Source organism: Pseudomonas sp. NPDC008258 (assembly GCF_042956345.1).
Lineage (GTDB): Bacteria > Pseudomonadota > Gammaproteobacteria > Pseudomonadales > Pseudomonadaceae > Aquipseudomonas.
On record NZ_JBIBGE010000001.1, the window covers coordinates 266,722 to 287,585 of the forward strand.

The following is a 20,864-nucleotide window of genomic DNA, read 5'->3' on the forward strand; positions in this document are numbered from 1 at the left end:
CGCCCGCTGGCACACGGATGTGCCATTCGAATTGAATGCGGTCGGGCGCTAGAGGCCCGGCCGGCAGTAGCCGCTTAAGGACCGACGTTCCAATGTTGACCATCGCGCTTTCCAAAGGCCGTATTCTCGACGATACCCTGCCATTGCTGGCCGAGGCCGGCATCGTGCCGACCGAGAACCCGGACAAGAGCCGCAAACTGATCATCCCTACCACGCAGGAAGATGTGCGCCTGCTGATCGTGCGTGCCACCGATGTGCCGACCTATGTCGAGCATGGTGCCGCCGACCTGGGTGTGGCCGGCAAGGACGTGCTGATGGAGTACGGCGGCCAGGGCCTGTACGAGCCCCTGGACCTGCAGATTGCCCAGTGCAAGCTGATGACCGCTGGCGCAGTCGGCGCACCTGAGCCCAAGGGCCGCTTGCGCGTTGCCACCAAGTTCGTCAACGTAGCCAAGCGTTACTACGCCGAACAGGGCCGCCAGGTCGACATCATCAAGCTGTACGGCTCGATGGAGCTGGCACCGCTGATCAACCTCGCCGACAAGATCATCGACGTGGTCGACACCGGCAACACCCTGCGTGCCAACGGCCTGGAGCCCCAGGAACTGATCGCCACGATCAGCTCGCGCCTGGTGGTCAACAAGGCCTCCATGAAAATGCAGCACGCCCGTATCCAGAGCCTGATCGACACGCTGCGTCAAGCGGTCGAATCTCGACACCGCGGTTGATTCCTGTGCGCGACCTTCGCTGTCGCGCCCGTCTATCCGCGTCATAGCCACTTTTCTCGGGTGCCCGCGCGGATGGACTGGTAGCTTGGGGTTGCGCGAAAAGTCGCCGAGCGGCGATCAGGCAAGGCGAAAACAGGCGAGGAAGCGGAGTTTGCTGGTTGCAAATGAGCATTCCGAGCCTGTTTTTAACGTAGCATGATCGTCGCGCAGGCACTTTTCGCACAATCCCCTAGGGTGCCTGAGCATTCGCTAATATTACGAGGCCCTCGCCATGACCGTGTCCACTGCAATTGCCCGTCTCAACGCTGCTGATCCGGATTTCGCCCGACATCTGGATCATCTGCTGAGCTGGGAAAGTGTGTCTGATGACGCGGTCAACCAGCGCGTGCTCGACATCATCAAGGGCGTACGTGAGCGCGGCGATGCGGCGCTGGTAGAGTTCACCCAGCGTTTCGACGGCGTTGCCGCCAACAGCATCGATGACCTGATTCTTGGTCGCGAGCGCCTGGAGCTGGCCCTGACCCGCATTACCCCGGCCCAGCGCGAAGCCCTGGAAAAAGCCGCCAACCGTGTGCGCATGTACCACGAGCGGCAGAAGCAGGACTCCTGGCAGTACACCGAGGCCGACGGCACCGTGCTTGGCCAGAAAGTCACCCCGCTGGACCGTGCCGGCTTGTATGTGCCGGGCGGCAAGGCGTCTTACCCGTCTTCGGTGTTGATGAACGCCATCCCCGCCAAGGTTGCCGGCGTGGCCGAAGTGGTCATGGTGGTACCGACCCCGCGTGGTGAGGTCAACGAGCTGGTGCTGGCTGCCGCCTGCATTGCCGGTGTCGACCGCGTGTTCACCGTTGGCGGGGCTCAGGCCGTTGCTGCACTGGCCTACGGCACTGAAAGCGTGCCGCAGGTGGACAAGATTGTCGGCCCCGGCAACATCTACGTTGCCACCGCCAAGCGCCACGTGTTCGGCCAAGTGGGCATCGACATGATTGCCGGCCCGTCGGAAATCCTTGTGGTATGCGACGGCCAGACCGACCCGGACTGGATCGCCATGGACCTGTTCTCCCAGGCCGAGCACGACGAAGACGCCCAGGCCATCCTGGTCAGCCCGGATGCCGCATTCCTTGACCGTGTTGCCGCCAGCATCGACAAGCTGCTGCCGACCATGGAGCGCGCCGAGATCATCGAGAAGTCGATCAACGGCCGTGGTGCGCTGATTCAGGTGCGTGACATGCAACAGGCCATGGACGTGGCCAACCGCATCGCACCGGAGCACCTGGAGTTGTCGGTGGCCGACCCGCAAGCCTGGCTGCCGCACATCCGCCACGCCGGGGCGATCTTCATGGGCCGCCACACCAGTGAAGCGCTGGGCGATTACTGCGCAGGCCCCAACCACGTGTTGCCGACCTCCGGTACCGCACGTTTCTCGTCGCCGCTGGGGGTGTATGACTTCCAGAAGCGTTCGTCGATCATTTTCTGCTCCGAGCAGGGTGCCTCCGAGTTGGGCCACACTGCATCGGTCCTGGCCCGTGGCGAGTCGCTGACTGCCCACGCCCGTAGCGCTGAATACCGTATCCTGACCCAAGAGAAGGGGAACTGAGCATGAGTCGATTCTGGAGCCCTTTCGTCAAGGACCTGGTGCCTTACGTGCCGGGCGAGCAGCCCAAGCTGGCCCGCCTGGTCAAGCTCAACACCAACGAAAACCCTTATGGCCCGTCGCCCAAGGCGCTTGAGGCCATGCGCGGTGAGCTGAACGACAACCTGCGCCTGTACCCGGACCCGAACGGCGACCGGCTGAAGCAAGCCGTTGCCGACTACTACGGTGTGACGGCGGCGCAAGTGTTTGTAGGCAATGGCTCGGACGAAGTGCTGGCGCACATCTTCCACGGCCTGTTCCAGCACGGTGCTCCGCTGCTGTTCCCGGATGTCAGCTACAGCTTCTACCCGGTGTACTGCGGCCTGTACGGTATCCCCTTCGAACAAGTGGCGCTGGACGAGCAGTTCCAGATCCGCATCGAGGACTACAACAAGCCCAATGCAGGCATCATCTTCCCCAACCCCAACGCGCCAACGGGTTGCCTGATGCCGCTGCAGGCGGTGGAGCAGTTGCTGCAGGCCAACCGTGACTCGGTGGTGGTGGTCGATGAGGCCTACATCGACTTCGGTGGCGAAACAGCCATCAGCCTGGTGGACCGTTACGACAATTTACTGGTTACCCAGACCCTGTCGAAGTCGCGCTCCCTGGCTGGCTTGCGGGTTGGCCTGGCGGTAGGGCACCCGGACCTGATCGAGGCACTGGAGCGGATCAAGAACAGCTTCAACTCCTACCCGCTGGACCGTGCGGCGATCGTTGGGGCGGCGGTGGCATTCGAAGACCGCGAATACTTCGAGCAAACCTGCCGCAAGGTGATCGACAGCCGCGAGGTGTTGGTCGGGCAGCTGGAGGCCAAGGGCTTTGAGGTACTGCCGTCGGCGGCCAACTTCATCTTCGCCCGCCACCCGCAGCAGGATGCCGCAGAGCTGGCGGCCCACCTGCGCGAGCAGGGGGTAATCGTGCGCCACTTCAAGCAGGCGCGTATCGCTCAGTTCCTGCGTATCACCATCGGCACGCCAGAGATGAACCAGGCGCTGCTGGATGCGTTGAACTGAAGCCATCGCCTTCTGGATGCAGCCCCGCCCTTGTGGGAGCGGCCTTGCGTCGCGATAGGGCCGCGTAGCGGCCCCGGGTTTCAGCGTCAGGGCAAAAAATGCTGGGGCTGCTTTGCAGCCCTTTCGCGACACAAGGCCGCTCCCACAGGTGAAGTGTCAGCCTACGAGAAATGAGCACAGCAGTTGCTGCTTCCGGCCTTAATAGCTGCTCTCTTCAATGACAAATGCCTTGGCCGCCGGCCGGTTACGCACCGCTGCCGGCGTACCATCAAGCACCAGCACATAGTCATTTTGCTGCCCCATCCCCTCTGGGTCAGTCCATTTGTCGTCTCTGGCCGGAACCTGGGCAACCACGTGCCCGTTCTTGATAATCGTCAGGTAGCCGCTGGCATTGCTGTTCCAGCGCAGCCGCCCTTTGTTCTCATCGGCCCGCGCCTTGCGCACGCCGGTATCGCCCAGCAAAGGCGTGCCGTCCAACAGCCATTCCGGTTGTAGCTTGAGACCCATGTGGCGTAGCACCGTGGGCGCTATCGATGTCTGTGCGGGTAGCCCGTACAGGTTACTGGGCCCTGGCATTTCCGCAGGAATGCTCAGGTCGGTCAGCTCCTGGTTCAGCGGCTTGTTACTGGCGATGAAGATGCTCTTTTCCTGCTCTGAAGCGCTGCCATGGCCTTTGCCCCAATAGTCTCGGCCGTGGTCCGTGCTGACGATTACCAGCCAGTCTTCCTTCGGGAACAGGCGACGTCGCTGATCTACCTTGTCCAGCAACCGCCCGATCTGGCTGTCGGCCTTGCGCAATGCTTGCTGATAGCTGTCGCTGTAACCCTTGTCATGGCCAACCTGGTCTGGCTCGTCCAGTTGAATGAAGGTGAAGTCAGCGGGCGTGTTTTCCAGAACATTCAGCGCTCGTTCGATCACCTGTTCATCCGATAAACCACTTTCGCGCACATCGGCGCCATGTGCGTCCTCCAGCAGCAAGGCGGTGTTGATGGGGGACCAGTTGACGATGCTGGAGAGGTAGGCATTGGGGAAGGCCAGGCGTAGCCGCTTGAACAGGCTCGGAAACGCCGGGGTCACCCGTTGCGAGTCGGCGTCCGAGTCAACGCCATGCTTGTTGCTCCACACGCCGGTCAGCAAGGTGGCCCAACCGGGGCCGCTCAAGGTGGGTTGCTCGCTGGCTTTACCGTTGATCCCCCCAGCGTAGGCCTTGCCGTAGTACAGCCGCTGTTTCAGGTTGGTGGCGTCGCCCAACTGCAGGTATTGCTCCAGTTGCACACCGTCGAGCCCGATGAACAGGGCTTTGGGCCGGCTCGGGCTCTGGGCCGGGTCGCAACCCGGCAGCATCGCCAGAAACAGCAGTAACAGCAGGCTCGCTAGTCGCATGTAGAGACGTCCTTGAAAGTACGCCACGAGCGTTGCAATAAAGGGTTTTCTCCACAACTGGCAGAAATACCAGTTGGTTTGCGGCGTTGCCCGGCATCCAGTAAGCTGTGCAAATTCATCGGATGATTGGTTGAGTAGCATGAGTACCGAGTTGACCAAGCGTTCCCTGGTCGAGCTGGCGGTGGAGCGTATGCGCGAGCGCATCGTGCTGGGCGACTGGCAAGTCGGCCAGCGCCTACCGACCGAACCAGAGCTGGCCCTTCAGCTGGGCATCAGCCGCAACACCGTGCGCGAGGCCATGCGTGTGCTGGCGTTCAGTGGCCTGGTGGAAATTCGCCAGGGCGACGGCAGCTACCTGCGCACGGCTCAGGACCCATTGCAGGCTGTACAGGCAATGTCCCGCTGCACCCCCGAGCAGGCCCGGGAAACCCGGCACATCCTCGAAGCCGAGGCCATCGGCCTGGCCGCGTTGCGCCGGACGGAGACCGACCTGCAAGCGCTGCGCGACGCCTTGGCCGGCAGTGCCGGGCACTTTCACGGCGATGTCGATGCCTATGTTGCCTGTGACCTGGTCTTTCACCAGCGGCTGGTCGATGCCGCGCACAACCCGGCATTAAGCGAGCTGTACCGGTACTTTTCCGGTGTGGTGGCTGCCGCCCTGCAGCACAACATGGCAACCGTGCCCCGTTGCCAGGCCACGTTCGATCTGCATGGGCAGATCCTCGACGCCATCGAGCAACGTGATGCGGAGCGGGCCAAGCGCCTGAGCCGTACCCTCATCGAATCCTGACCCCGAGAAGGCCATGGCTGAATCCATCACCCGTAACACTCCCCCGAACGGGCGGGACATCGATGAACTGCTGATCGACGCTGAAGCTGACGACGAACAGGTTCAGCAACAGCCTGTGATGATGCGGCGGCCCTGGCTGTTGCTGCTTGGCCTGGTGCTGGTTGCATTGAACCTGCGCCCGGCGCTGTCGAGTATGGCGCCGGTGCTGGGGCAGGTGTCCGAGGGCCTGGGGCTGAGTGCCTCGCAGGCCGGCTTGCTAACCACCTTGCCGGTGCTCTGCCTTGGCCTGTTTGCCCCCTTGGCGCCGGTGCTGGCGCGGCGCTTTGGCAGCGAGCGGGTGATCCTCGGCATCCTTGTCACTCTGGCGCTTGGCATCGTGGTACGAAGCACCCTTGGGGCGGTCGGGGTGTTCCTCGGCAGCCTGATGGCGGGGGCCAGTATCGGCATCATTGGCGTGTTGTTGCCAGGCATCGTCAAGCGCGATTTTCCGCAACACGCAGGTACGTTGACTGGCGTGTACACCATGGCGTTGTGCCTGGGCGCGGCCATGGCGGCGGGGGCCACTGTTCCTTTGGCTCGGCATTTCGAAGGCAGCTGGGCGCTGGGGCTGGGCTTCTGGGTGCTGCCGGCCCTGCTGGCCATGCTGGTGTGGTTGCCGCAGGCCCGGCAGGGGCATGGCCTGCACAAGGTGGCCTATCGCGTGCGTGGCCTGTGGCGTGACCCGCTGGCCTGGCAGGTGACCCTGTACATGGGCCTGCAATCATCGCTGGCTTACATCGTGTTCGGTTGGTTGCCATCGATCCTGATCGGCCGCGGCCTGAGCCCGACCGAGGCGGGCCTGGTGTTGTCGGGGTCGGTGATCGTGCAACTGGTCAGCTCGCTCAGTGCGCCCTGGCTGGCCACCCGCGGCAAGGACCAGCGGTTCGCGATAGTGCTGGTCATGCTGATTACCCTGGCTGGCCTGTTCGGCTGCCTGTACGCACCGGTGTCGGGTTTGTGGGGCTGGGCGGTGGTGCTGGGCCTGGGGCAGGGCGGCACCTTTGCCCTGGCGCTGACCTTGATCGTGCTGCGCTCGAAGGATGCCCATGTGGCGGCAAACCTGTCGAGCATGGCTCAGGGCGTGGGCTATACCCTGGCGTCGATGGGGCCGTTTGCGGTGGGGCTGGTACATGACATGACCGGTGGCTGGGCGGCGCTGGGGTGGATTTTCGCCGTGCTGGGGGTGGGTGCAATCGTGTTCGGGTTGTTTGCCGGGCGGGCGTTGCATGTGCAGGTGACCAGCGAAAAAGTCTGAGGCATGTATTTGCAGTACCGGCCTCTTCGCGGGCAAGCCCGCTCCCACAGGATCATCACAGATTTACAGTTTGTGCGTTCCCTGTGGGAGCGGGCGTGCCCGCGAAGAGGCCGGTACTGGCATATACATTCGGGGCAGATTATCGTGCTGCTTTCGACCCAGGACGGACCTGCCCCATGAGTGACGCCAACCGCGACCTGATCACCCGCTTCTACCAGGCCTTCCAGCGTCTGGATGCCGAGGCCATGGTGGCCTGCTACAGCGACGATATCGTTTTCAGCGACCCGGTTTTCGGCACCCTGCGCGGCAGGGATGCTGGCGACATGTGGCGGATGCTCACTTCTCGCGCCAAAAACTTTACCCTCACTTTCGACAGCGTCCGCGCCGATGAGCGTGGCGGCGGCGCGCACTGGGTGGCGACCTACCTGTTCAGCCAGACCGGCCGTGTTGTGGTCAACGACATTCAGGCCCGCTTCGTGATCCGCGACGGGCTGATCTGCCAGCACGACGACAGCTTTGACCTGTGGCGCTGGTCGCGGCAGGCGTTGGGTGCGCCAGGCGTGCTGCTCGGCTGGTCGCCGCTGGTGCAGAACAAGGTGCGGCTACAGGCATTCAAGGGCTTGCGCGCATTCCAGCAGGCCCAAGGTGAGTGAAGCTGTCGAATCTGTCGTTGGCAAACCTTGGTATGTCTACCTGGTAAGGGCTGCCAATGGCTCGCTGTATTGCGGCATCAGCGATGACCCGCAACGGCGCTTTGCGGCTCACCAGAAAGGGCAGGGTGCGCGCTATTTCAAGACCAGCCCGGCCCAGGCGCTGGTTTATGTAGAACAATGGCCAGACAAAGGCGAGGCGTTGCGCCAGGAGCGCTTGGTCAAGCGGCTGCGTAAATCGGCTAAGGAGGCCCTGGTGGCCTCCTTTGACGGCTTTGCGGGAGTCAGTCCTTGCGCCGCTTCAGCTGATCCACCAGCGTTGTCGGCAGCCCCTTGATGATCAGGGTGCCCGCCACCTCGTCATACTCCACCTTGTCGCCCAGCAAGTGCGCTTCGAAGCTGATCGATAGCCCCTCGGCACGCCCGGTGAAGCGGCGGAACTGGTTGAGGGTGCGCTTGTCTGCGGGAATTTCCGGCGACAGGCCGTAGTCCTTGTTGCGAATGTGGTCGTAGAACGCCTTGGGCCGGTCCTCGTCGATCAGGCTGGACAGCTCTTCCAGGGTCACAGGCTCGCCCATCTTGGTCTGGCTGGTGGCGTAGTCGACCAGGGTCTGGGTCTTTTCGCGGGCGGACTCTTCGGGCAGGTCTTCGCTCTCGACGAAGTCACTGAAGGCCTTGAGGAGGGTGCGGGTTTCGCCTGGGCCGTCAACACCTTCCTGGCAGCCGATGAAGTCGCGGAAATAGTCCGACACCTTCTTGCCGTTCTTGCCCTTGATGAAGGAGATGTACTGTTTGGAGTTCTGGTTGTTCTTCCACTCCGACAGGTTGATTCGGGCTGCCAGGTGCAACTGGCCAAGATCGAGGTGGCGCGAAGGCGTCACATCGAGCTCGGCGTTCACCGCCACGCCTTCGCTGTGGTGCAGCAGGGCAATCACCAGGTATTCGGTCATGCCTTGCTGGTAGTGGGCAAACAGGGTGTGGCCGCCGGTGGACAGGTTGGACTCCTCCATCAGCTTTTGCAGGTGCTCCACCGCCACGCGGCTGAAGGCGGTAAAGTCCTTTTCCTCGTCCAGGTACTGCTTCAGCCAGCCACTCAGCGGGTAGGCGCCAGACTCACCGTGGAAAAACCCCCAGGCCTTGCCTTGCTTGGCGTTGTAACTGTCGTTCAGGTCTGCCAGCAGGTTTTCGATGGCGTCGGAAGCGGCCAGCTCCGCGTCGCGGGCATGCAATACAGCAGGGCTGCCATCGGGCTTTTTGTCGATCAGGTGAACGATGCAATGACGGATTGGCATGGGATTCTCGGCGAGCTGCAAAAGTCGACAAGTTTACCCTAGACACAAGGTGATGCAGTGGCCGTATGTTGGCGGATATGTCGGTTGTTCGTTTTTTGTTCAGTTTTGTGCGTTTTAGGCTAAAACCCCCGAAAAACCTGCATTAAATCGAAGTGCGCAGCGGATATTTATGCATTCCTGTGGTAGCTTTGCGCGGTCTTGTGCCCCTCGTGTGGCGCATTGCTGGCAGCGTGCTGTCGTCGTGTCGAACCAAACGCCGATTTACGTATCTACATACGCGATTGGCGCGGCCCTCCACTTTCAGGGGCTGGCCCGATAACGTCGTAGTTCGCTGCATAACCATCGAATTTGATAGGGAAGGAACATCACCATGGCATTGACCAAAGACCAACTGATTGCCGACATCGCCGAATCGATCGCCGCGCCAAAAGCCACCGCCAAGAACGCTCTGGAGCAACTGGGCCAGATCGTTGCCGACCAGCTGGAAAACGGCGCTGAAATCACCCTGCCAGGCATCGGCAAGCTGAAAGTCTCCGAGCGTCCTGCCCGTACCGGCCGCAACCCTTCGACTGGCGCTGCCATCGAAATCGCTGCCAAGAAAGTCGTCAAGTTCGTTCCAGCCAAAGTGCTGACCGACGCCATCAACAAGTAATTGTTGAAGCGTTGAAAAGACCGCGCCCGGCTTGCCCGGGCGCGGTTTTTTCATGCCTGTGATTTACGCTGCGCGTGCCAGGCCTGGCGTGCGGTGTCGTCGTGGAAACTCCAGGCGACCATGCGGCTTTGTTTCTGCCCCTGGCCCATCTCGATGATACGCACGGCCTTGGCGCCGGCCTTCTTCAGCGCGGCTTCGATCCCCGGCAGGTTGCTGGCCTTGGACACCAGGCTGGTAAACCACAGTACCTGCCTGGCGTACTGCACGCTTTCGCCGACCAGTTGAGTGACAAAGCGGATTTCGCCGCCCTCGCACCACAATTCATTGTTCTGGCCACCGAAGTTCAGCACCGGCAACTTGCGCTTGGGGTCCTGCTTGCCAAGATTCTTCCATTTGCGCTGGCTGCCACGGGTGGCTTCGTCCCGTGAGGCGTGGAAGGGCGGGTTGCACAGGGTCAGGTCGAAGCGTTCATCTTCCTGCAGCAGCCCGTTCAGGATATGGGCGCGGTTGGCCTGCTGGCGCAAGGTGATGGCCTTGCCCAGGCCGTTGGCCTGAACGATTGCCTTGGCCGAGGCCAGGGCTACCGGGTCGATATCCGAGCCCAGGAAGCGCCAGCGGTAGTCGCTGTGACCCAGCAGCGGGTAGATGCAGTTGGCGCCCACGCCGATATCCAGCGCCCGCACCTGGGCGCCCTTGGGCACTTCGCCGGCATTGTCTGTGGCCAGCAGGTCGGCGGCCACGTGGATGTAGTCGGCGCGCCCGGGAATCGGCGGGCACAGGTAGTCGGCGGGGATGTCCCAGTGCTGGATGCCGTACTGGGCCTTGAGCAGGGCACGGTTGAACACGCGCACGGCTTCGGGGTCGGCGAAGTCGATGCTGGGTTTGCCGTGGGGGTTGGTGATGGTGAAGCGGGCCAGGTCAGGGTGGGCCTTGATCAGGCTGGGGAAGTCGTAGCGGCCCTGGTGGCGGTTGCGCGGGTGCAGGGTGGGTTTTTCGGTCATGATTGGGTCCTGAAAAGCATCGCCGGCAAGCCAGCTCCCACAGGGATGGCGCTTTCCTGTGGGAGCTGGCTTGCCGGCGATGGGCTGCGAAGCAGCCCGCTATGCCTTCACTTTTGGTTACAGCGCTGCAATCCGCGCATGCTGCTCGGTGAAGTTGGCCAGGGCCTGCTCGGACTCGGCCAGCTTGGCGCGTTCCTTCTCGATCACCGCAGGCGGTGCCTTGTCGACAAAGGCCGCGTTGGACAGCTTGCCACCCACGCGTGCCACTTCGCCCTGCAGGCGCTGGATTTCCTTGTTCAGGCGCGCCAGTTCGGCATCCTTGTCGATCAGCCCGGCCATTGGCACCAGCACTTGCAGGTCACCGACCAGTGCAGTAGCCGACAGCGGGGCTTCGTCGGCGTCGCTCAGCACGGTGAACGATTCGACCTTGGCCAGCTTCTTCAGCAGTGCTTCGTTTTCCTGCAGGCGGCGCTGGTCTTCGGCGTTGGCGTTCTTCAGGAACAGCGGCAGCGGCTTGCCCGGGCCGATGTTCATCTCGGCACGGATGTTACGCAGGCCAACCATCAGCTCTTTCAGCCACTCGATGTCGCCTTCGGCGGCGGCATCAATGCGCGCTTCATTGGCCACAGGCCAAGGTTGCAGCATGATGGTCTTGCCTTCGATGCCGGCCAGCGGCGCGATGCGCTGCCAGATTTCTTCGGTAATGAACGGCATGAACGGGTGCGCCAGGCGCAGCGCCACTTCAAGCACGCGTACCAGGGTACGGCGGGTGCCACGGGCACGCTCGACCGGGGCATTTTCGTCCCACAGTACCGGCTTGGACAGCTCCAGGTACCAGTCGCAGTACTGGTTCCAGATGAACTCGTACAGCGCCTGGCTGGCCAGGTCGAAACGGAACTGCTCCAGCTGGCGGGTCACTTCGGCTTCGGTGCGTTGCAGCTGCGAGATGATCCAGCGGTCAGCCAGCGACAGTTCGTAGGCTTCGCCGTTCTGGCCGCAGTCCTCGCCCTTGTCCAGCACGTAGCGGGCTGCGTTCCAGATCTTGTTGCAGAAGTTGCGGTAGCCTTCGACGCGGCCCATGTCGAACTTGATGTCGCGGCCAGTGGAGGCCAGCGAGCAGAAAGTGAAGCGCAGGGCGTCGGTGCCGTAGCTCGCGATCCCTTCCGGGAACTCGGCCTTGGTCTGCTTGGCGATCTTCTCGGCAAGCTTGGGCTGCATCATGCCGCTGGTGCGTTTTTCCAGCAGGGCATCGAGGGTAATGCCGTCGACGATGTCCAGCGGGTCCAGTACGTTGCCCTTGGACTTGGACATCTTCTGGCCCTGGCCGTCACGGACCAGGCCGTGCACGTACACGGTCTTGAACGGTACCTGCGGGGTGCCGTCTTCGTTCTTGATCAGGTGCATGGTCAGCATGATCATGCGCGCAACCCAGAAGAAGATGATGTCGAAGCCGGTCACCAGTACATCGGTGGAGTGGAACTTCTTGAGGAACTCGGTCTGTTCCGGCCAGCCCAGGGTGGAGAAGGTCCACAGGCCCGAGCTGAACCAGGTGTCGAGTACGTCGTCGTCCTGGCGCAGGACCACGTCGGCACCCAGCTTGTGCTTGGCACGTACTTCTGCCTCGTCGCGGCCCACGTAGACCTGGCCGGCCTCGTCGTACCACGCCGGGATGCGGTGGCCCCACCACAGCTGGCGGCTGATGCACCAGTCCTGGATGTCACGCATCCAGGAGAAGTACATGTTCTCGTACTGCTTGGGCACGAACTGGATGCGGCCATCTTCCACGGCGGCGATGGCCGGCTCTGCCAGCGGTTTGGTGGAGACATACCACTGATCGGTCAGCCACGGTTCGATGACAGTGCCCGAACGGTCGCCTTTCGGCACCTTCAGGGCGTGGTCGTCGATGCTTACCAGTAGGCCCTGGGCATCCAGGTCGGCAACGATCTGCTTGCGCGCGACGAAGCGGTCAAGGTTGGCGTACTGGGCTGGCAGGGTGGTATCGACCTGCTCGTTGACGCTACCGTCGAGGTTGAAGGCCTGGGCACTGGCCAGCACGAAGGCGTTCTTGTCGAAGATGTTCAGCAGCGGCAGGTTGTGGCGTTTGCCCACTTCATAGTCGTTGAAGTCGTGGGCCGGGGTGATCTTCACGCAGCCGGTACCGAACGCGGGGTCGCAGTAGTCGTCGGCGATGATCGGAATGCGGCGGCCGACCAGCGGCAGTTCGACGAACTTGCCGATCAGAGCCTGGTAGCGTTCGTCGTTCGGGTTGACCGCAACGGCAGCGTCACCCAGCAGGGTTTCCGGACGGGTGGTGGCAACCACCAGGTAGTCCAGGCCTTCGGCGGTCTTGGCGCCATCGGCAAGCGGGTAGCGCAGGTTCCACAGGTGGCCCTTCTCGTCGTGGTTTTCCACTTCGAGGTCGGAGATGGCCGTGTGCAGTTTGGTGTCCCAGTTGACCAGGCGCTTGCCGCGGTAGATCAGGCCGTCTTCATGCAGGCGCACGAAGGCTTCCTTGACCGCGTCGGACAGGCCGTCGTCCATGGTGAAGCGCTCGCGGCTCCAGTCGACGGACGAGCCCAGGCGGCGGATCTGGCGGCTGATGTTGCCACCGGACTGGTCCTTCCATTCCCAGACCTTGTCCAGGAACTTTTCGCGGCCCAGGTCATGACGGTTCTGGCCCTTGGCTTCAAGCTGGCGCTCGACCAGCATCTGCGTGGCGATACCGGCGTGGTCGGTGCCTGGCTGCCACAGGGTGTCGCGGCCTTGCATGCGGCGGAAACGGATCAGGGCGTCCATGATCGCGTTGTTGAACCCGTGGCCCATGTGCAGGCTGCCGGTCACGTTCGGCGGCGGGATCATGATGGTGTAGGACTCGCCTGCACCTTGTGGGGCGAAATAGTTCTCGGACTCCCAGGTGTTGTACCAGGAAGTTTCGATGGCGTGCGGCTGGTAGGTCTTATCCATGCGCGGCGGGACCCTGTGCATTTATTCGGGAAAGCCGGGAAGTATAACCAAGCTGGGGGCCGCAGGCGACAAGCTGCTGACAACTGTCGGAACTGTGTCGCCTGCTTCGCGGGCACGCCCGCTCCCACAAGTGCATCGCAGGTCCTGTGGGAGCGGGCATGCCCGCGAAGCAGGCAACACCGATGCCAGGTTCTACTCGGAGCGCTTGATCAACCGCTCGATCCGCGCATCCAGCCGGCGCTTGATCTCGTTCTCGATATGCGGGGTGAAGTCGTTGATCACGTCCTGCATGATCATCTGTGCCGCTGCGCGCAACTCGCTTTCCAGGTGCAGCAGGGTGTCCTGGCGGCGGGCTTGTGGGTCATCCACGGGCTCGGCAGCCACCGGCTCGACAGCCCGTGCAGGGTTGCCGGCAGGCTCCTCCAGCAACAACGGGATCTGCTCCACCGTTTCGGTGAGCAGCGGCGGTTGCAGGTCGGCGTCGCCAAGCAGCTGGCGAATCGACTCGAGATCATCGAGCAGATGGGCGGAGTCGGGCAGGGGAGAGGGCTTGTCCATCGTCGTCAAAGTCGCTGTAAGCGGTGGTCTTGCAGAGCATAGCCCTGTTCACGGTAGAAACGGAATCGCTCCCGGGCCGATTGGCGGATGCCAGGCTCCTCGACCACGATTTCGGCCACCCGCTCGAACTGCCCGACGAAGCCCGGTACACCAGCCCCGAGGTTGATCAGCAGGTCACGGTGTTCGCCCGCGTTGTCGGCCAGGCCCAGGGCCACGCCGGCATCGGCGTGCAACTCGGCCAGGTCGTGGGGCACGAAGGCCTCGCCCTTGAAGTGCCACAACCGTTGGTCCAGCGCGTTGCGCTGCTCGCTGTCCTGGCAATGCAGGTAGACCCGATGCCCAAGGCGCCAGGCCTTTTCGCACAGCTTGCAGGCGAAATCGAGCCGCGCCGACAGCGAGTCGGTAGGCAAGATGTAGAAGTCGACTTTGCTCATGGTGGGAATCGCCGGCCGGTGGCGCGCAAGGCACCACCGGTCTCACGGCGTCAGGCGCCAGCGCGGTCCAGCAGGTACTGGGTCAGCAGGGGCACCGGGCGGCCCGTGGCGCCCTTGTCCTTGCCGCCGCTTACCCAGGCGGTACCGGCGATGTCCATGTGCGCCCAGTTGTACGCCTTGGCAAAGCGCGACAGGAAGCAGCCCGCGGTGATGGTGCCGGCTTTTGGCCCGCCGATGTTACCCATGTCGGCGAACGGGCTGTCCAGCTGCTCCTGGTATTCGTCGAACAGCGGCAGCTGCCAGGCACGGTCGTCGGCGCGCTTGCCGGCATCGAGCAACTGGCTGACCAGGTCGTCGTTGTTGCCCATCAGGCCAGAGGTGTGGCTGCCCAGCGCGACGATGCAGGCGCCGGTCAGGGTGGCGATGTCGATAACCGCCTGTGGCTTGAAGCGCTCGGCGTAGGTCAGGGTGTCGCACAGCACCAGGCGGCCTTCGGCGTCGGTGTTGAGGATTTCCACGGTCTGGCCGCTCATGGTGGTGACGATGTCACCCGGGCGGGTAGCGCCGCCGCTCGGCATGTTCTCGGCGCAGGCCAGCAGGCACACCAGGTTGATTGGCAGTTGCAGCTCGAGTACGGCACGCAGGGTGCCGAGCACACTGGCGGCGCCGCACATGTCGTATTTCATTTCGTCCATGCCGGCGCCTGGCTTGAGGCTGATGCCGCCGGTGTCGAAGGTGATGCCCTTGCCCACCAGCACAAACGGCTTGTCGGCCTTCTTGGCGCCCTGGTAGTTGAGCACGATCAGGCGCGGTGGCTGGTCGCTGCCCTGGCCCACGGCGTAGAAAGCGCCCATGCCCAGGTCCTTGATTTTCTTCTCATCCAGCACTTCAACCTTCAGCGCCTTGTGCGCCTTGCCCAGGTCCTTGGCCTGTTCGGCGAGGAAGCTCGGGTGGCACAGGTTAGGCGGCAGGTTGCCCAGGTCGCGGGTAAAGGCCATGCCGGTCGCGATGGCGGTAGCGTGCTTGACGGCGCGCTCGACGTCGGCCTGGCCGGCCTTGTCGGCCAGCAGGGTGACTTTTTTCAGGGCGCGTGGCTCGGCTTTCTGGCTTTTGAAACGGTCGAACACGTACTCCCCGTCCTGCAGGGTTTCGGCCAGCAGGCGGTATTTGCCGTAGTGCGCGTCGCGGTTGCTGACCGCGATATCGTCCAGGGCCAGCACGGCGTCTGCGCCGTTCAGGCCCTTGAGCACGCCAGCGACACTGGCAACCAGTTTGCGCCAGGCGCGGTCGCCCAGGGCTTCTTCCTTGCCGCTGCCTACCAGCAGCACGCGCTCGGCCTTCAGGCCAGGCAGGTTTTGCAGCAGCAGGGTCTGGCCCGGCTTGCCGGCCAGGTCACCACGCTTGAGCACGGCGCTAATGGCACCTTCGCAGGCTTGGTCGACAGCCTTGGCAACGGCGCCGAGCTTGCGGTTTTCACCTACCGGAATGACCAGGGTGGCAGTTTTTACCGATGCAGCAGCTACGCTTTTTACAACCAGTTCCATGTCAGGATCCCCGAATGTTCGATACCAATGACGCTGTGTGTGCCAGCGCTCTGGACGGGCCTGGCCGCGTAGTCGCGTGCCAGCAGAAAAGCTGCCAGTTTGAGCCTGCGGCAAGCGTGCTGACAACCCCGTTATGCGCCTTCATGCGCGGCCAAGTGACAGGGGCGGTCAATCACAGGATAATGCGCGCACTTTACATGGAGGTTCGCCTTTGGCGAACCGGCATTGGTCTTGGATGTACTAAGTCATTGTTTGGCGCCATTGCATGGCAGTCCGCCCTGACAACCCAGGAGTGTCTGGTTTGATCGTCTTTCGTTATCTGTCCCGCGAGGTCCTGGTGACCTTGAGCGCCGTCAGCGCTGTGCTGCTGGTGATCATCATGAGCGGGCGCTTCATCAAGTACCTGGCCCAGGCTGCGCAGGGCGTGCTCGACCCGGGCGTGCTGTTCCTGATCATGGGCTTCCGGCTGCCGGGCTTCCTGCAGCTGATCCTGCCTCTGGGGCTGTTCCTCGGCATTCTTCTGGCTTACGGGCGGCTGTACCTGGAAAGCGAGATGACCGTGCTGTCGGCCACCGGCATGAGCCAGCAGCGCCTGCTGGGCCTGACCATGGCGCCGGCCGCCCTGGTCGCTCTGCTGGTCGCCTGGCTGAGCCTGAGCCTGGCACCGCTGGGCGTGGCCCAGGTGCAGCAGATCATCGCCCAGCAGGACACCCTGACCGAGTTCGACACCTTGGTGCCGGGCCGCTTCCAGACCTTGCGTGACGGCTCACGAGTCACCTACACCGAGCAGCTGTCGGACGACCGCGTCAACCTGGCCGGGGTGTTCATCTCCGAGAAGCGCTTCAACCAGGACAAGACCAAGGATCGCGCCCCGTCGGTACTGGTCGCCGAGAAAGGCCACCAGGAGATCCAGGCCGACGGCAACCGCTACCTGGTGCTGGAGAACGGCTACCGTTATGACGGTAACCCTGGCCAGGCCGATTACCGCGCGATCAAGTACGACACGTATGGTGTGCTGCTGCCCAAGCCGGAAGTCGCCGAGGAAGTGACCGAGCGCGAAGCCATCCCCACTTCCGAGCTGATCGGCAAGAAGGGCCTGCGAGAGCGCGCCGAACTGCAATGGCGGCTGTCGCTGCCGATCCTGGTGTTTGTGGTCACCCTGCTGGCGGTGCCGCTGTCCCGGGTCAACCCCCGCCAGGGCCGCTTCCTCAAGCTGCTGCCGGCAATTCTTCTGTACATGGCCTACCTGACAATGCTTATTTCCGTACGCGGCGCCCTCGAGAAGGGCAAATTGCCGATTGGCCTGGGCATGTGGTGGGTCCACGGCCTGTTCCTGCTGATCGGCCTGGGCCTGTTGTATTGGGAACCGCTGCGCCTCAAGCGCGCTGCCCGTCGTGCGGAGGTGGCCCATGGGTAAGCTGGACCGCTACATCGGCCAGAGCGTGCTGCTGGCCATCCTGGCCGTGCTGGGCATCATCCTCGGCCTGGCCTCGCTGTTCGCCTTCATCGACGAGATGAGCGACCTGAGTGACACCTACACGGTGATGGAGGCCGGTAACTTCGTCCTGCTGACTGCACCCCGGCGGCTGTACGACATGCTGCCGATGGCCGCCTTGATCGGCTGCCTGATCGGCCTGGGTAGCCTGGCCAGCAGCAGCGAACTCACCATCATGCGTGCGGCCGGGGTTTCGATTGGCCGCATCGTCTGGGCGGTGATGAAGCCGATGCTGGTGCTGATGCTGGTCGGCTTGCTGATTGGCGAGTACCTGGCTCCGGTGACCGAGAACAAGGCCCAGGCCGACCGTTCCCTGGCCCAGGGCGGTGGTGAGGCGCAAAGCTCCAAGCGCGGCATGTGGCACCGCCAGGGTGAGGAGTACGTGCACATCAACGCTGTGCAGCCTAATGGCCTGTTGCTGGGTGTGACCCGTTACCGCTTCGACAGCGAGCGCAAGATCGTGACGTCGAGCTTCGCCCGCCGCGCGCAATACCAGGCCGACCACTGGCTGCTTGCCGACGTGCGTACCACCTACTTCCGTGGCGACCATACCGAAGTTGTCAACGCGCCGGAGGAGCGCTGGGACGTTTCGCTCACGCCGGAACTGCTCAATACGGTAATCCTGGCGCCAGAGTCGCTGTCGATTACCGGCCTGTGGGACTACATTCACTACCTGTCGGATCAGGGCCTGAACAATGCCCGCTACTGGCTGGCGTTCTGGACCAAGGTGCTGCAGCCGATGGTGACGGCGGCGCTGGTGCTGATGGCGATCTCGTTCATCTTCGGCCCGCTGCGTTCGGTAACCCTTGGCCAGCGCGTGTTCACCGGTGTGCTGGTGGGCTTTGTGTTCCGCATCGCCCAGGACCTGCTGGGGCCATCGAGCCAGGTGTTCGGCTTCCCGCCGCTGCTGGCGGTGGTGATCCCGGCGGGCATCTGTGCCTTGGCCGGTTTGTGGTTATTGCGCCGGGCGGGGTAGTGGCCTGAGCTGCATAAGAAGCCGACCCCAGGGTCGGCTTTTTCATGGGTGTCAGCATGTGCTGGCCTCTTCGCGGGCATGCCCGCTCCCACAGGTACAGCGCAGGCATCAAGGTGGGTGCTATCCCTGTGGGAGCGGGCGAGCCCGCGAAGAGGCCAGCAACGCCAACATGAATCTTTGGTTTATTTCTTCTGCTTCGGCACCCGCACCAGCTGGCTTTCCGAATAGATGTCATGCCAGCCACGCTTGCGCTTGTCGATCAACACCCAGAAAAACCCCAGCCCCAGGCACAGCCACGAAGCAATCGACACCACGAAGCGCAGCAACGCCTGCCACAGGCTGATGGCCGAGCCATCGGCGTTCTGCACCCGCACGCCCCATACCTGCATGCCCAGCGTCTGCCCACCGTGGGTCCAGAATTTGGCAAAGAAGCCAAACAAGGCGAACAGCAGTACCGTCGACAGCAACGGGTCGCCATCCAGTGCGCCGGCCTCGGTCAGTTCGCGCATGCGTGCTTCGCCAATGATCGCCATCTGGATCAACTTGTAGGCGCCGGCAGTCACGATCAGCAGCGCCGTGCACAGCAGAAAGTCATAGAACATCGCCGCCAGGCGCCGGCCAAGGCCGACCGGTGGGAAATCACCCTGGGGTGTAAGCAGAGACTTGGTCATGCAGGGCAGCTCCAGAAATCGAAGCCGCTATTCTACGGGCAAAAAAAAGCCCCTGCACTTGGCAGGGGCTTTTGGGTGTCTGGTATTCGCTTAGGCGACGACCTGAACCTTGTCAGCCTGTTGGCCTTTCTGGCCCTGGACTGCTTCGAAGGTGACTTTCTGGCCTTCTTTCAGGCTCTTGAAGCCGTTGCCTTCGATAGCGCGGAAGTGCACGAACAGATCCGGACCGCTTTCTGGAGTGATGAAACCGTAACCTTTTTCGTCGTTAAACCACTTGACGGTACCGCTCTGACGCTCAGCCATTGTCTTATTTCCTACGAAGCTTGAATTGTGATGACAGTTACTTTCGCACTTATCTGTAAGCGAAAGATTACTGGGCTGGGTTGCAGGAAAGTAAGAGACGTCGAACGGGTTGTAGCAAATATCGGCTACTGGCCCAGGTCACGAACTGTTGCGACCCATGCAAACACAGTCCCGTGAATGTACGCCAACTGCCGAGCGAAAAACAAGCCCTTGGTCGTATGGAAAAATGGCCGTTTGCCGATAACCGACCGTTTTGTCGGAAACGGTATGGCGCCTGGCCTGGCGCCATATTCAAAAGTTATTGGCAAGGTTCGAAAACGAATATGTCGAACCTCACCGAACTCTTCATAAAGTGGCTTCAGCCGCGGTAGTAACGTTGTGCCACGAAAGGCATTTTGCTGACTTTCAAGGCAACCTTCTTGCCGCGCACCACGGCATACAATGCGGTGTCGAGTGCGGCATGTTCACTATCGATATAACCCATTGCGACAGGTGCACCGAGTGTGGGGCCAAAACCGCCACTGCACACTTTACCTACGGGTTTGTCGTTTGCATCGACAATATCGGCCCCTTCACGCACCGGTGTACGTTCTTGTGGCAGCAGCCCGACGCGTTTGCGGACCACGCCATCGCGCTGGTGGGCATAGATCGCTTCGGCGCCCGGGAAGCCGCCGGCACGTGCACCATCGGCACGGCGCACCTTGGAAATCGCCCACAGCAGGCTGGCTTCAATCGGGGTGGTTTCGGTGTTCATGTCGTGGCCGTACAGGCACAGGCCGGCTTCCAGGCGCAGCGAGTCGCGTGCACCCAGACCGATCGGCTGTACTTCCGGCTCGGCCAGCAGGCGGCGGGCCAGGGCTTCGGCAGCATTGACCGGTACCGAAATTTCGTAGCCGTCTTCGCCGGTGTAGCCCGAGCGGCTGACGAAGCAGTCTTCACCCAGCAGTTTCACCGGGCGGAACTGCATGAAGGTCATGCCGGCTACTTCGGGGGCCAGGCGCTCCAGCACCTTGACTGCTGCCGGGCCTTGCAGGGCGAGCAGGGCACGGTCTTCGAACAGTGGTTGCACCTCGCAACGGTCGCCAATGTGTTTCTGCAGATGGGCCAGGTCCTGGTCCTTGCAGGCGGCGTTGACCACCAGGAACAGCGTGTCATTGCCCAGGTTGGCAACCATGAGGTCGTCAAGGATGCCGCCTTGCTCGTTAGTGAACATGGCATAGCGTTGCATGCCTGCCGGCAGGTCGATGATATCCACCGGTACCAGGCTTTCCAGGGCCTTGGCGGCGTCGGCGCCGCGCAAGGTGATCTGGCCCATGTGCGAAACGTCGAACAGGCCGGCCTGCTCGCGGGTGTGCAGGTGCTCCTTGAGCACGCCCAGCGGGTACTGCACGGGCATGTCGTAGCCGGCGAACGGCACCATGCGCGCACCCAGTTCAAGGTGCAGGGCGTGCAGTGGGGTCTTGAGCAGTGTTTCGGACATCGG

20 protein-coding genes are annotated in these 20,864 nt (G+C 62.6%); 10 read left to right on the forward strand and 10 right to left on the reverse strand.

What is annotated here, in order from left to right; all coding sequences use genetic code 11:
• Positions 1-92 precede the first annotated feature (92 nt).
• The 3 genes from hisG to hisC all read left to right on the forward strand — a co-directional run bounded on the left by hisG (position 93) and on the right by hisC (position 3,374).
• Complete coding sequence (gene hisG / locus ACFY9W_RS01200; protein ID WP_284354926.1) at positions 93-728, forward strand: ATP phosphoribosyltransferase; 636 nt, start codon at positions 93-95, stop codon at positions 726-728.
• Positions 729-999: 271 nt separating this feature from the next.
• Positions 1,000-2,325 (forward strand): histidinol dehydrogenase, encoded by a 1,326-nt coding sequence (gene hisD / locus ACFY9W_RS01205; protein ID WP_391124637.1) that lies wholly within the window; start codon positions 1,000-1,002, stop codon positions 2,323-2,325.
• Between the two features lie 2 nt (positions 2,326-2,327).
• Positions 2,328-3,374 carry a histidinol-phosphate transaminase gene (hisC, locus tag ACFY9W_RS01210; RefSeq protein ID WP_391124640.1) on the forward strand — a complete coding sequence of 349 codons (1,047 nt, stop codon included), beginning with the start codon at positions 2,328-2,330 and terminating at the stop codon, positions 3,372-3,374.
• Positions 3,375-3,572: 198 nt separating this feature from the next.
• Here the strand turns inward: hisC and ACFY9W_RS01215 are convergent, their stop codons facing one another.
• Entirely contained in the window at positions 3,573-4,757 is a 1,185-nt protein-coding gene (locus ACFY9W_RS01215; protein ID WP_391124643.1) for an alkaline phosphatase family protein, read from the reverse strand.
• A 139-nt stretch (positions 4,758-4,896) separates the two neighbouring features.
• On the opposite strand from ACFY9W_RS01215, the gene ACFY9W_RS01220 reads away from it, so the two are divergent.
• The 4 genes from ACFY9W_RS01220 (at position 4,897) to ACFY9W_RS01235 (ending at position 7,828) form a co-directional block, all read left to right on the forward strand.
• A complete protein-coding gene (locus tag ACFY9W_RS01220; protein ID WP_391124646.1) occupies positions 4,897-5,547 on the forward strand; it encodes an FCD domain-containing protein in 651 nt (216 codons plus the stop codon).
• Between the two features lie 13 nt (positions 5,548-5,560).
• Complete coding sequence (locus ACFY9W_RS01225; protein ID WP_391124649.1) at positions 5,561-6,841, forward strand: CynX/NimT family MFS transporter; 1,281 nt, start codon at positions 5,561-5,563, stop codon at positions 6,839-6,841.
• A 176-nt stretch (positions 6,842-7,017) separates the two neighbouring features.
• On the forward strand, positions 7,018-7,494 hold the full coding sequence (locus tag ACFY9W_RS01230) for a nuclear transport factor 2 family protein (RefSeq protein WP_391124652.1): 477 nt from the start codon (positions 7,018-7,020) through the stop codon (positions 7,492-7,494).
• Positions 7,487-7,828, forward strand: coding sequence for a GIY-YIG nuclease family protein (locus ACFY9W_RS01235; protein WP_391124655.1), 342 nt, complete (start codon positions 7,487-7,489; stop codon positions 7,826-7,828). The genes ACFY9W_RS01230 and ACFY9W_RS01235 overlap by 8 nt, the downstream gene beginning before the upstream one ends.
• Here the strand turns inward: ACFY9W_RS01235 and yejK are convergent.
• On the reverse strand, positions 7,776-8,783 hold the full coding sequence (gene yejK, locus ACFY9W_RS01240; protein WP_391124658.1) for a nucleoid-associated protein YejK: 1,008 nt from the start codon (positions 8,781-8,783) through the stop codon (positions 7,776-7,778). The genes ACFY9W_RS01235 and yejK overlap by 53 nt on opposite strands.
• Before the next feature lie 370 nt (positions 8,784-9,153).
• Between yejK and ACFY9W_RS01245 the strand changes: the two genes are divergently transcribed.
• Positions 9,154-9,435, forward strand: a complete 282-nt coding sequence (locus tag ACFY9W_RS01245; protein ID WP_003255106.1) for an HU family DNA-binding protein — start codon at positions 9,154-9,156, stop codon at positions 9,433-9,435.
• Positions 9,436-9,485: 50 nt separating this feature from the next.
• Here the strand turns inward: ACFY9W_RS01245 and rlmF are convergent, their stop codons facing one another.
• The 5 genes from rlmF to ACFY9W_RS01270 all read right to left on the reverse strand — a co-directional run bounded on the left by rlmF (position 9,486) and on the right by ACFY9W_RS01270 (position 15,936).
• Positions 9,486-10,436, reverse strand: coding sequence for a 23S rRNA (adenine(1618)-N(6))-methyltransferase RlmF (rlmF, locus tag ACFY9W_RS01250; protein WP_391124662.1), 951 nt, complete (start codon positions 10,434-10,436; stop codon positions 9,486-9,488).
• Between the two features lie 117 nt (positions 10,437-10,553).
• The gene (locus ACFY9W_RS01255; protein ID WP_391124665.1) at positions 10,554-13,400 is read right to left on the reverse strand and encodes a valine--tRNA ligase; all 2,847 of its coding nucleotides are present in this window, start codon (positions 13,398-13,400) and stop codon (positions 10,554-10,556) included.
• A 192-nt stretch (positions 13,401-13,592) separates the two neighbouring features.
• Complete coding sequence (locus tag ACFY9W_RS01260; RefSeq protein WP_391124668.1) at positions 13,593-13,958, reverse strand: DNA polymerase III subunit chi; 366 nt, start codon at positions 13,956-13,958, stop codon at positions 13,593-13,595.
• A gap of 5 nt (positions 13,959-13,963) precedes the next feature.
• Complete coding sequence (locus ACFY9W_RS01265; protein ID WP_391124671.1) at positions 13,964-14,392, reverse strand: DNA polymerase III subunit chi; 429 nt, start codon at positions 14,390-14,392, stop codon at positions 13,964-13,966.
• A gap of 50 nt (positions 14,393-14,442) precedes the next feature.
• Positions 14,443-15,936 (reverse strand): leucyl aminopeptidase, encoded by a 1,494-nt coding sequence (locus tag ACFY9W_RS01270; RefSeq protein WP_391124674.1) that lies wholly within the window; start codon positions 15,934-15,936, stop codon positions 14,443-14,445.
• A 301-nt stretch (positions 15,937-16,237) separates the two neighbouring features.
• On the opposite strand from ACFY9W_RS01270, the gene lptF reads away from it, so the two are divergent.
• A complete protein-coding gene (lptF, locus tag ACFY9W_RS01275; protein WP_391124677.1) occupies positions 16,238-17,353 on the forward strand; it encodes an LPS export ABC transporter permease LptF in 1,116 nt (371 codons plus the stop codon).
• Entirely contained in the window at positions 17,346-18,407 is a 1,062-nt protein-coding gene (lptG, locus tag ACFY9W_RS01280; protein WP_391124680.1) for an LPS export ABC transporter permease LptG, read from the forward strand. Before lptF ends, lptG begins: the two co-directional genes overlap by 8 nt.
• 182 nt (positions 18,408-18,589) lie before the next feature.
• Here the strand turns inward: lptG and ACFY9W_RS01285 are convergent, their stop codons facing one another.
• From ACFY9W_RS01285 to gcvT, 3 genes are all read right to left on the reverse strand, one after another.
• Positions 18,590-19,078 (reverse strand): RDD family protein, encoded by a 489-nt coding sequence (locus ACFY9W_RS01285; RefSeq protein ID WP_391124683.1) that lies wholly within the window; start codon positions 19,076-19,078, stop codon positions 18,590-18,592.
• Positions 19,079-19,168: 90 nt separating this feature from the next.
• The gene (locus ACFY9W_RS01290; protein WP_391124686.1) at positions 19,169-19,381 is read right to left on the reverse strand and encodes a cold shock domain-containing protein; all 213 of its coding nucleotides are present in this window, start codon (positions 19,379-19,381) and stop codon (positions 19,169-19,171) included.
• Positions 19,382-19,739: 358 nt separating this feature from the next.
• Complete coding sequence (gene gcvT / locus ACFY9W_RS01295; RefSeq protein ID WP_391124689.1) at positions 19,740-20,861, reverse strand: glycine cleavage system aminomethyltransferase GcvT; 1,122 nt, start codon at positions 20,859-20,861, stop codon at positions 19,740-19,742.
• Positions 20,862-20,864: the final 3 nt, after the last annotated feature.

Excerpts from the sequence above, each read along its gene's own strand:
- hisG (WP_284354926.1), top strand. The coding sequence starts at position 93 with ATGTTGACCATCGCGCTTTCCAAAGGCCGTATTCTCGACGATACCCTG.
- hisD (WP_391124637.1), top strand. The coding sequence starts at position 1,000 with ATGACCGTGTCCACTGCAATTGCCCGTCTCAACGCTGCTGATCCGGAT.
- hisC (WP_391124640.1), top strand. The coding sequence starts at position 2,328 with ATGAGTCGATTCTGGAGCCCTTTCGTCAAGGACCTGGTGCCTTACGTG.
- ACFY9W_RS01215 (WP_391124643.1), bottom strand. The coding sequence starts at position 4,757 with ATGCGACTAGCGAGCCTGCTGTTACTGCTGTTTCTGGCGATGCTGCCG.
- ACFY9W_RS01220 (WP_391124646.1), top strand. The coding sequence starts at position 4,897 with ATGAGTACCGAGTTGACCAAGCGTTCCCTGGTCGAGCTGGCGGTGGAG.
- ACFY9W_RS01225 (WP_391124649.1), top strand. The coding sequence starts at position 5,561 with ATGGCTGAATCCATCACCCGTAACACTCCCCCGAACGGGCGGGACATC.
- ACFY9W_RS01230 (WP_391124652.1), top strand. The coding sequence starts at position 7,018 with ATGAGTGACGCCAACCGCGACCTGATCACCCGCTTCTACCAGGCCTTC.
- yejK (WP_391124658.1), bottom strand. The coding sequence starts at position 8,783 with ATGCCAATCCGTCATTGCATCGTTCACCTGATCGACAAAAAGCCCGAT.
- ACFY9W_RS01245 (WP_003255106.1), top strand. The coding sequence starts at position 9,154 with ATGGCATTGACCAAAGACCAACTGATTGCCGACATCGCCGAATCGATC.
- rlmF (WP_391124662.1), bottom strand. The coding sequence starts at position 10,436 with ATGACCGAAAAACCCACCCTGCACCCGCGCAACCGCCACCAGGGCCGC.
- ACFY9W_RS01255 (WP_391124665.1), bottom strand. The coding sequence starts at position 13,400 with ATGGATAAGACCTACCAGCCGCACGCCATCGAAACTTCCTGGTACAAC.
- ACFY9W_RS01260 (WP_391124668.1), bottom strand. The coding sequence starts at position 13,958 with ATGGACAAGCCCTCTCCCCTGCCCGACTCCGCCCATCTGCTCGATGAT.
- ACFY9W_RS01265 (WP_391124671.1), bottom strand. The coding sequence starts at position 14,392 with ATGAGCAAAGTCGACTTCTACATCTTGCCTACCGACTCGCTGTCGGCG.
- ACFY9W_RS01270 (WP_391124674.1), bottom strand. The coding sequence starts at position 15,936 with ATGGAACTGGTTGTAAAAAGCGTAGCTGCTGCATCGGTAAAAACTGCC.
- lptG (WP_391124680.1), top strand. The coding sequence starts at position 17,346 with ATGGGTAAGCTGGACCGCTACATCGGCCAGAGCGTGCTGCTGGCCATC.
- ACFY9W_RS01285 (WP_391124683.1), bottom strand. The coding sequence starts at position 19,078 with ATGACCAAGTCTCTGCTTACACCCCAGGGTGATTTCCCACCGGTCGGC.
- ACFY9W_RS01290 (WP_391124686.1), bottom strand. The coding sequence starts at position 19,381 with ATGGCTGAGCGTCAGAGCGGTACCGTCAAGTGGTTTAACGACGAAAAA.
- gcvT (WP_391124689.1), bottom strand. The coding sequence starts at position 20,861 with ATGTCCGAAACACTGCTCAAGACCCCACTGCACGCCCTGCACCTTGAA.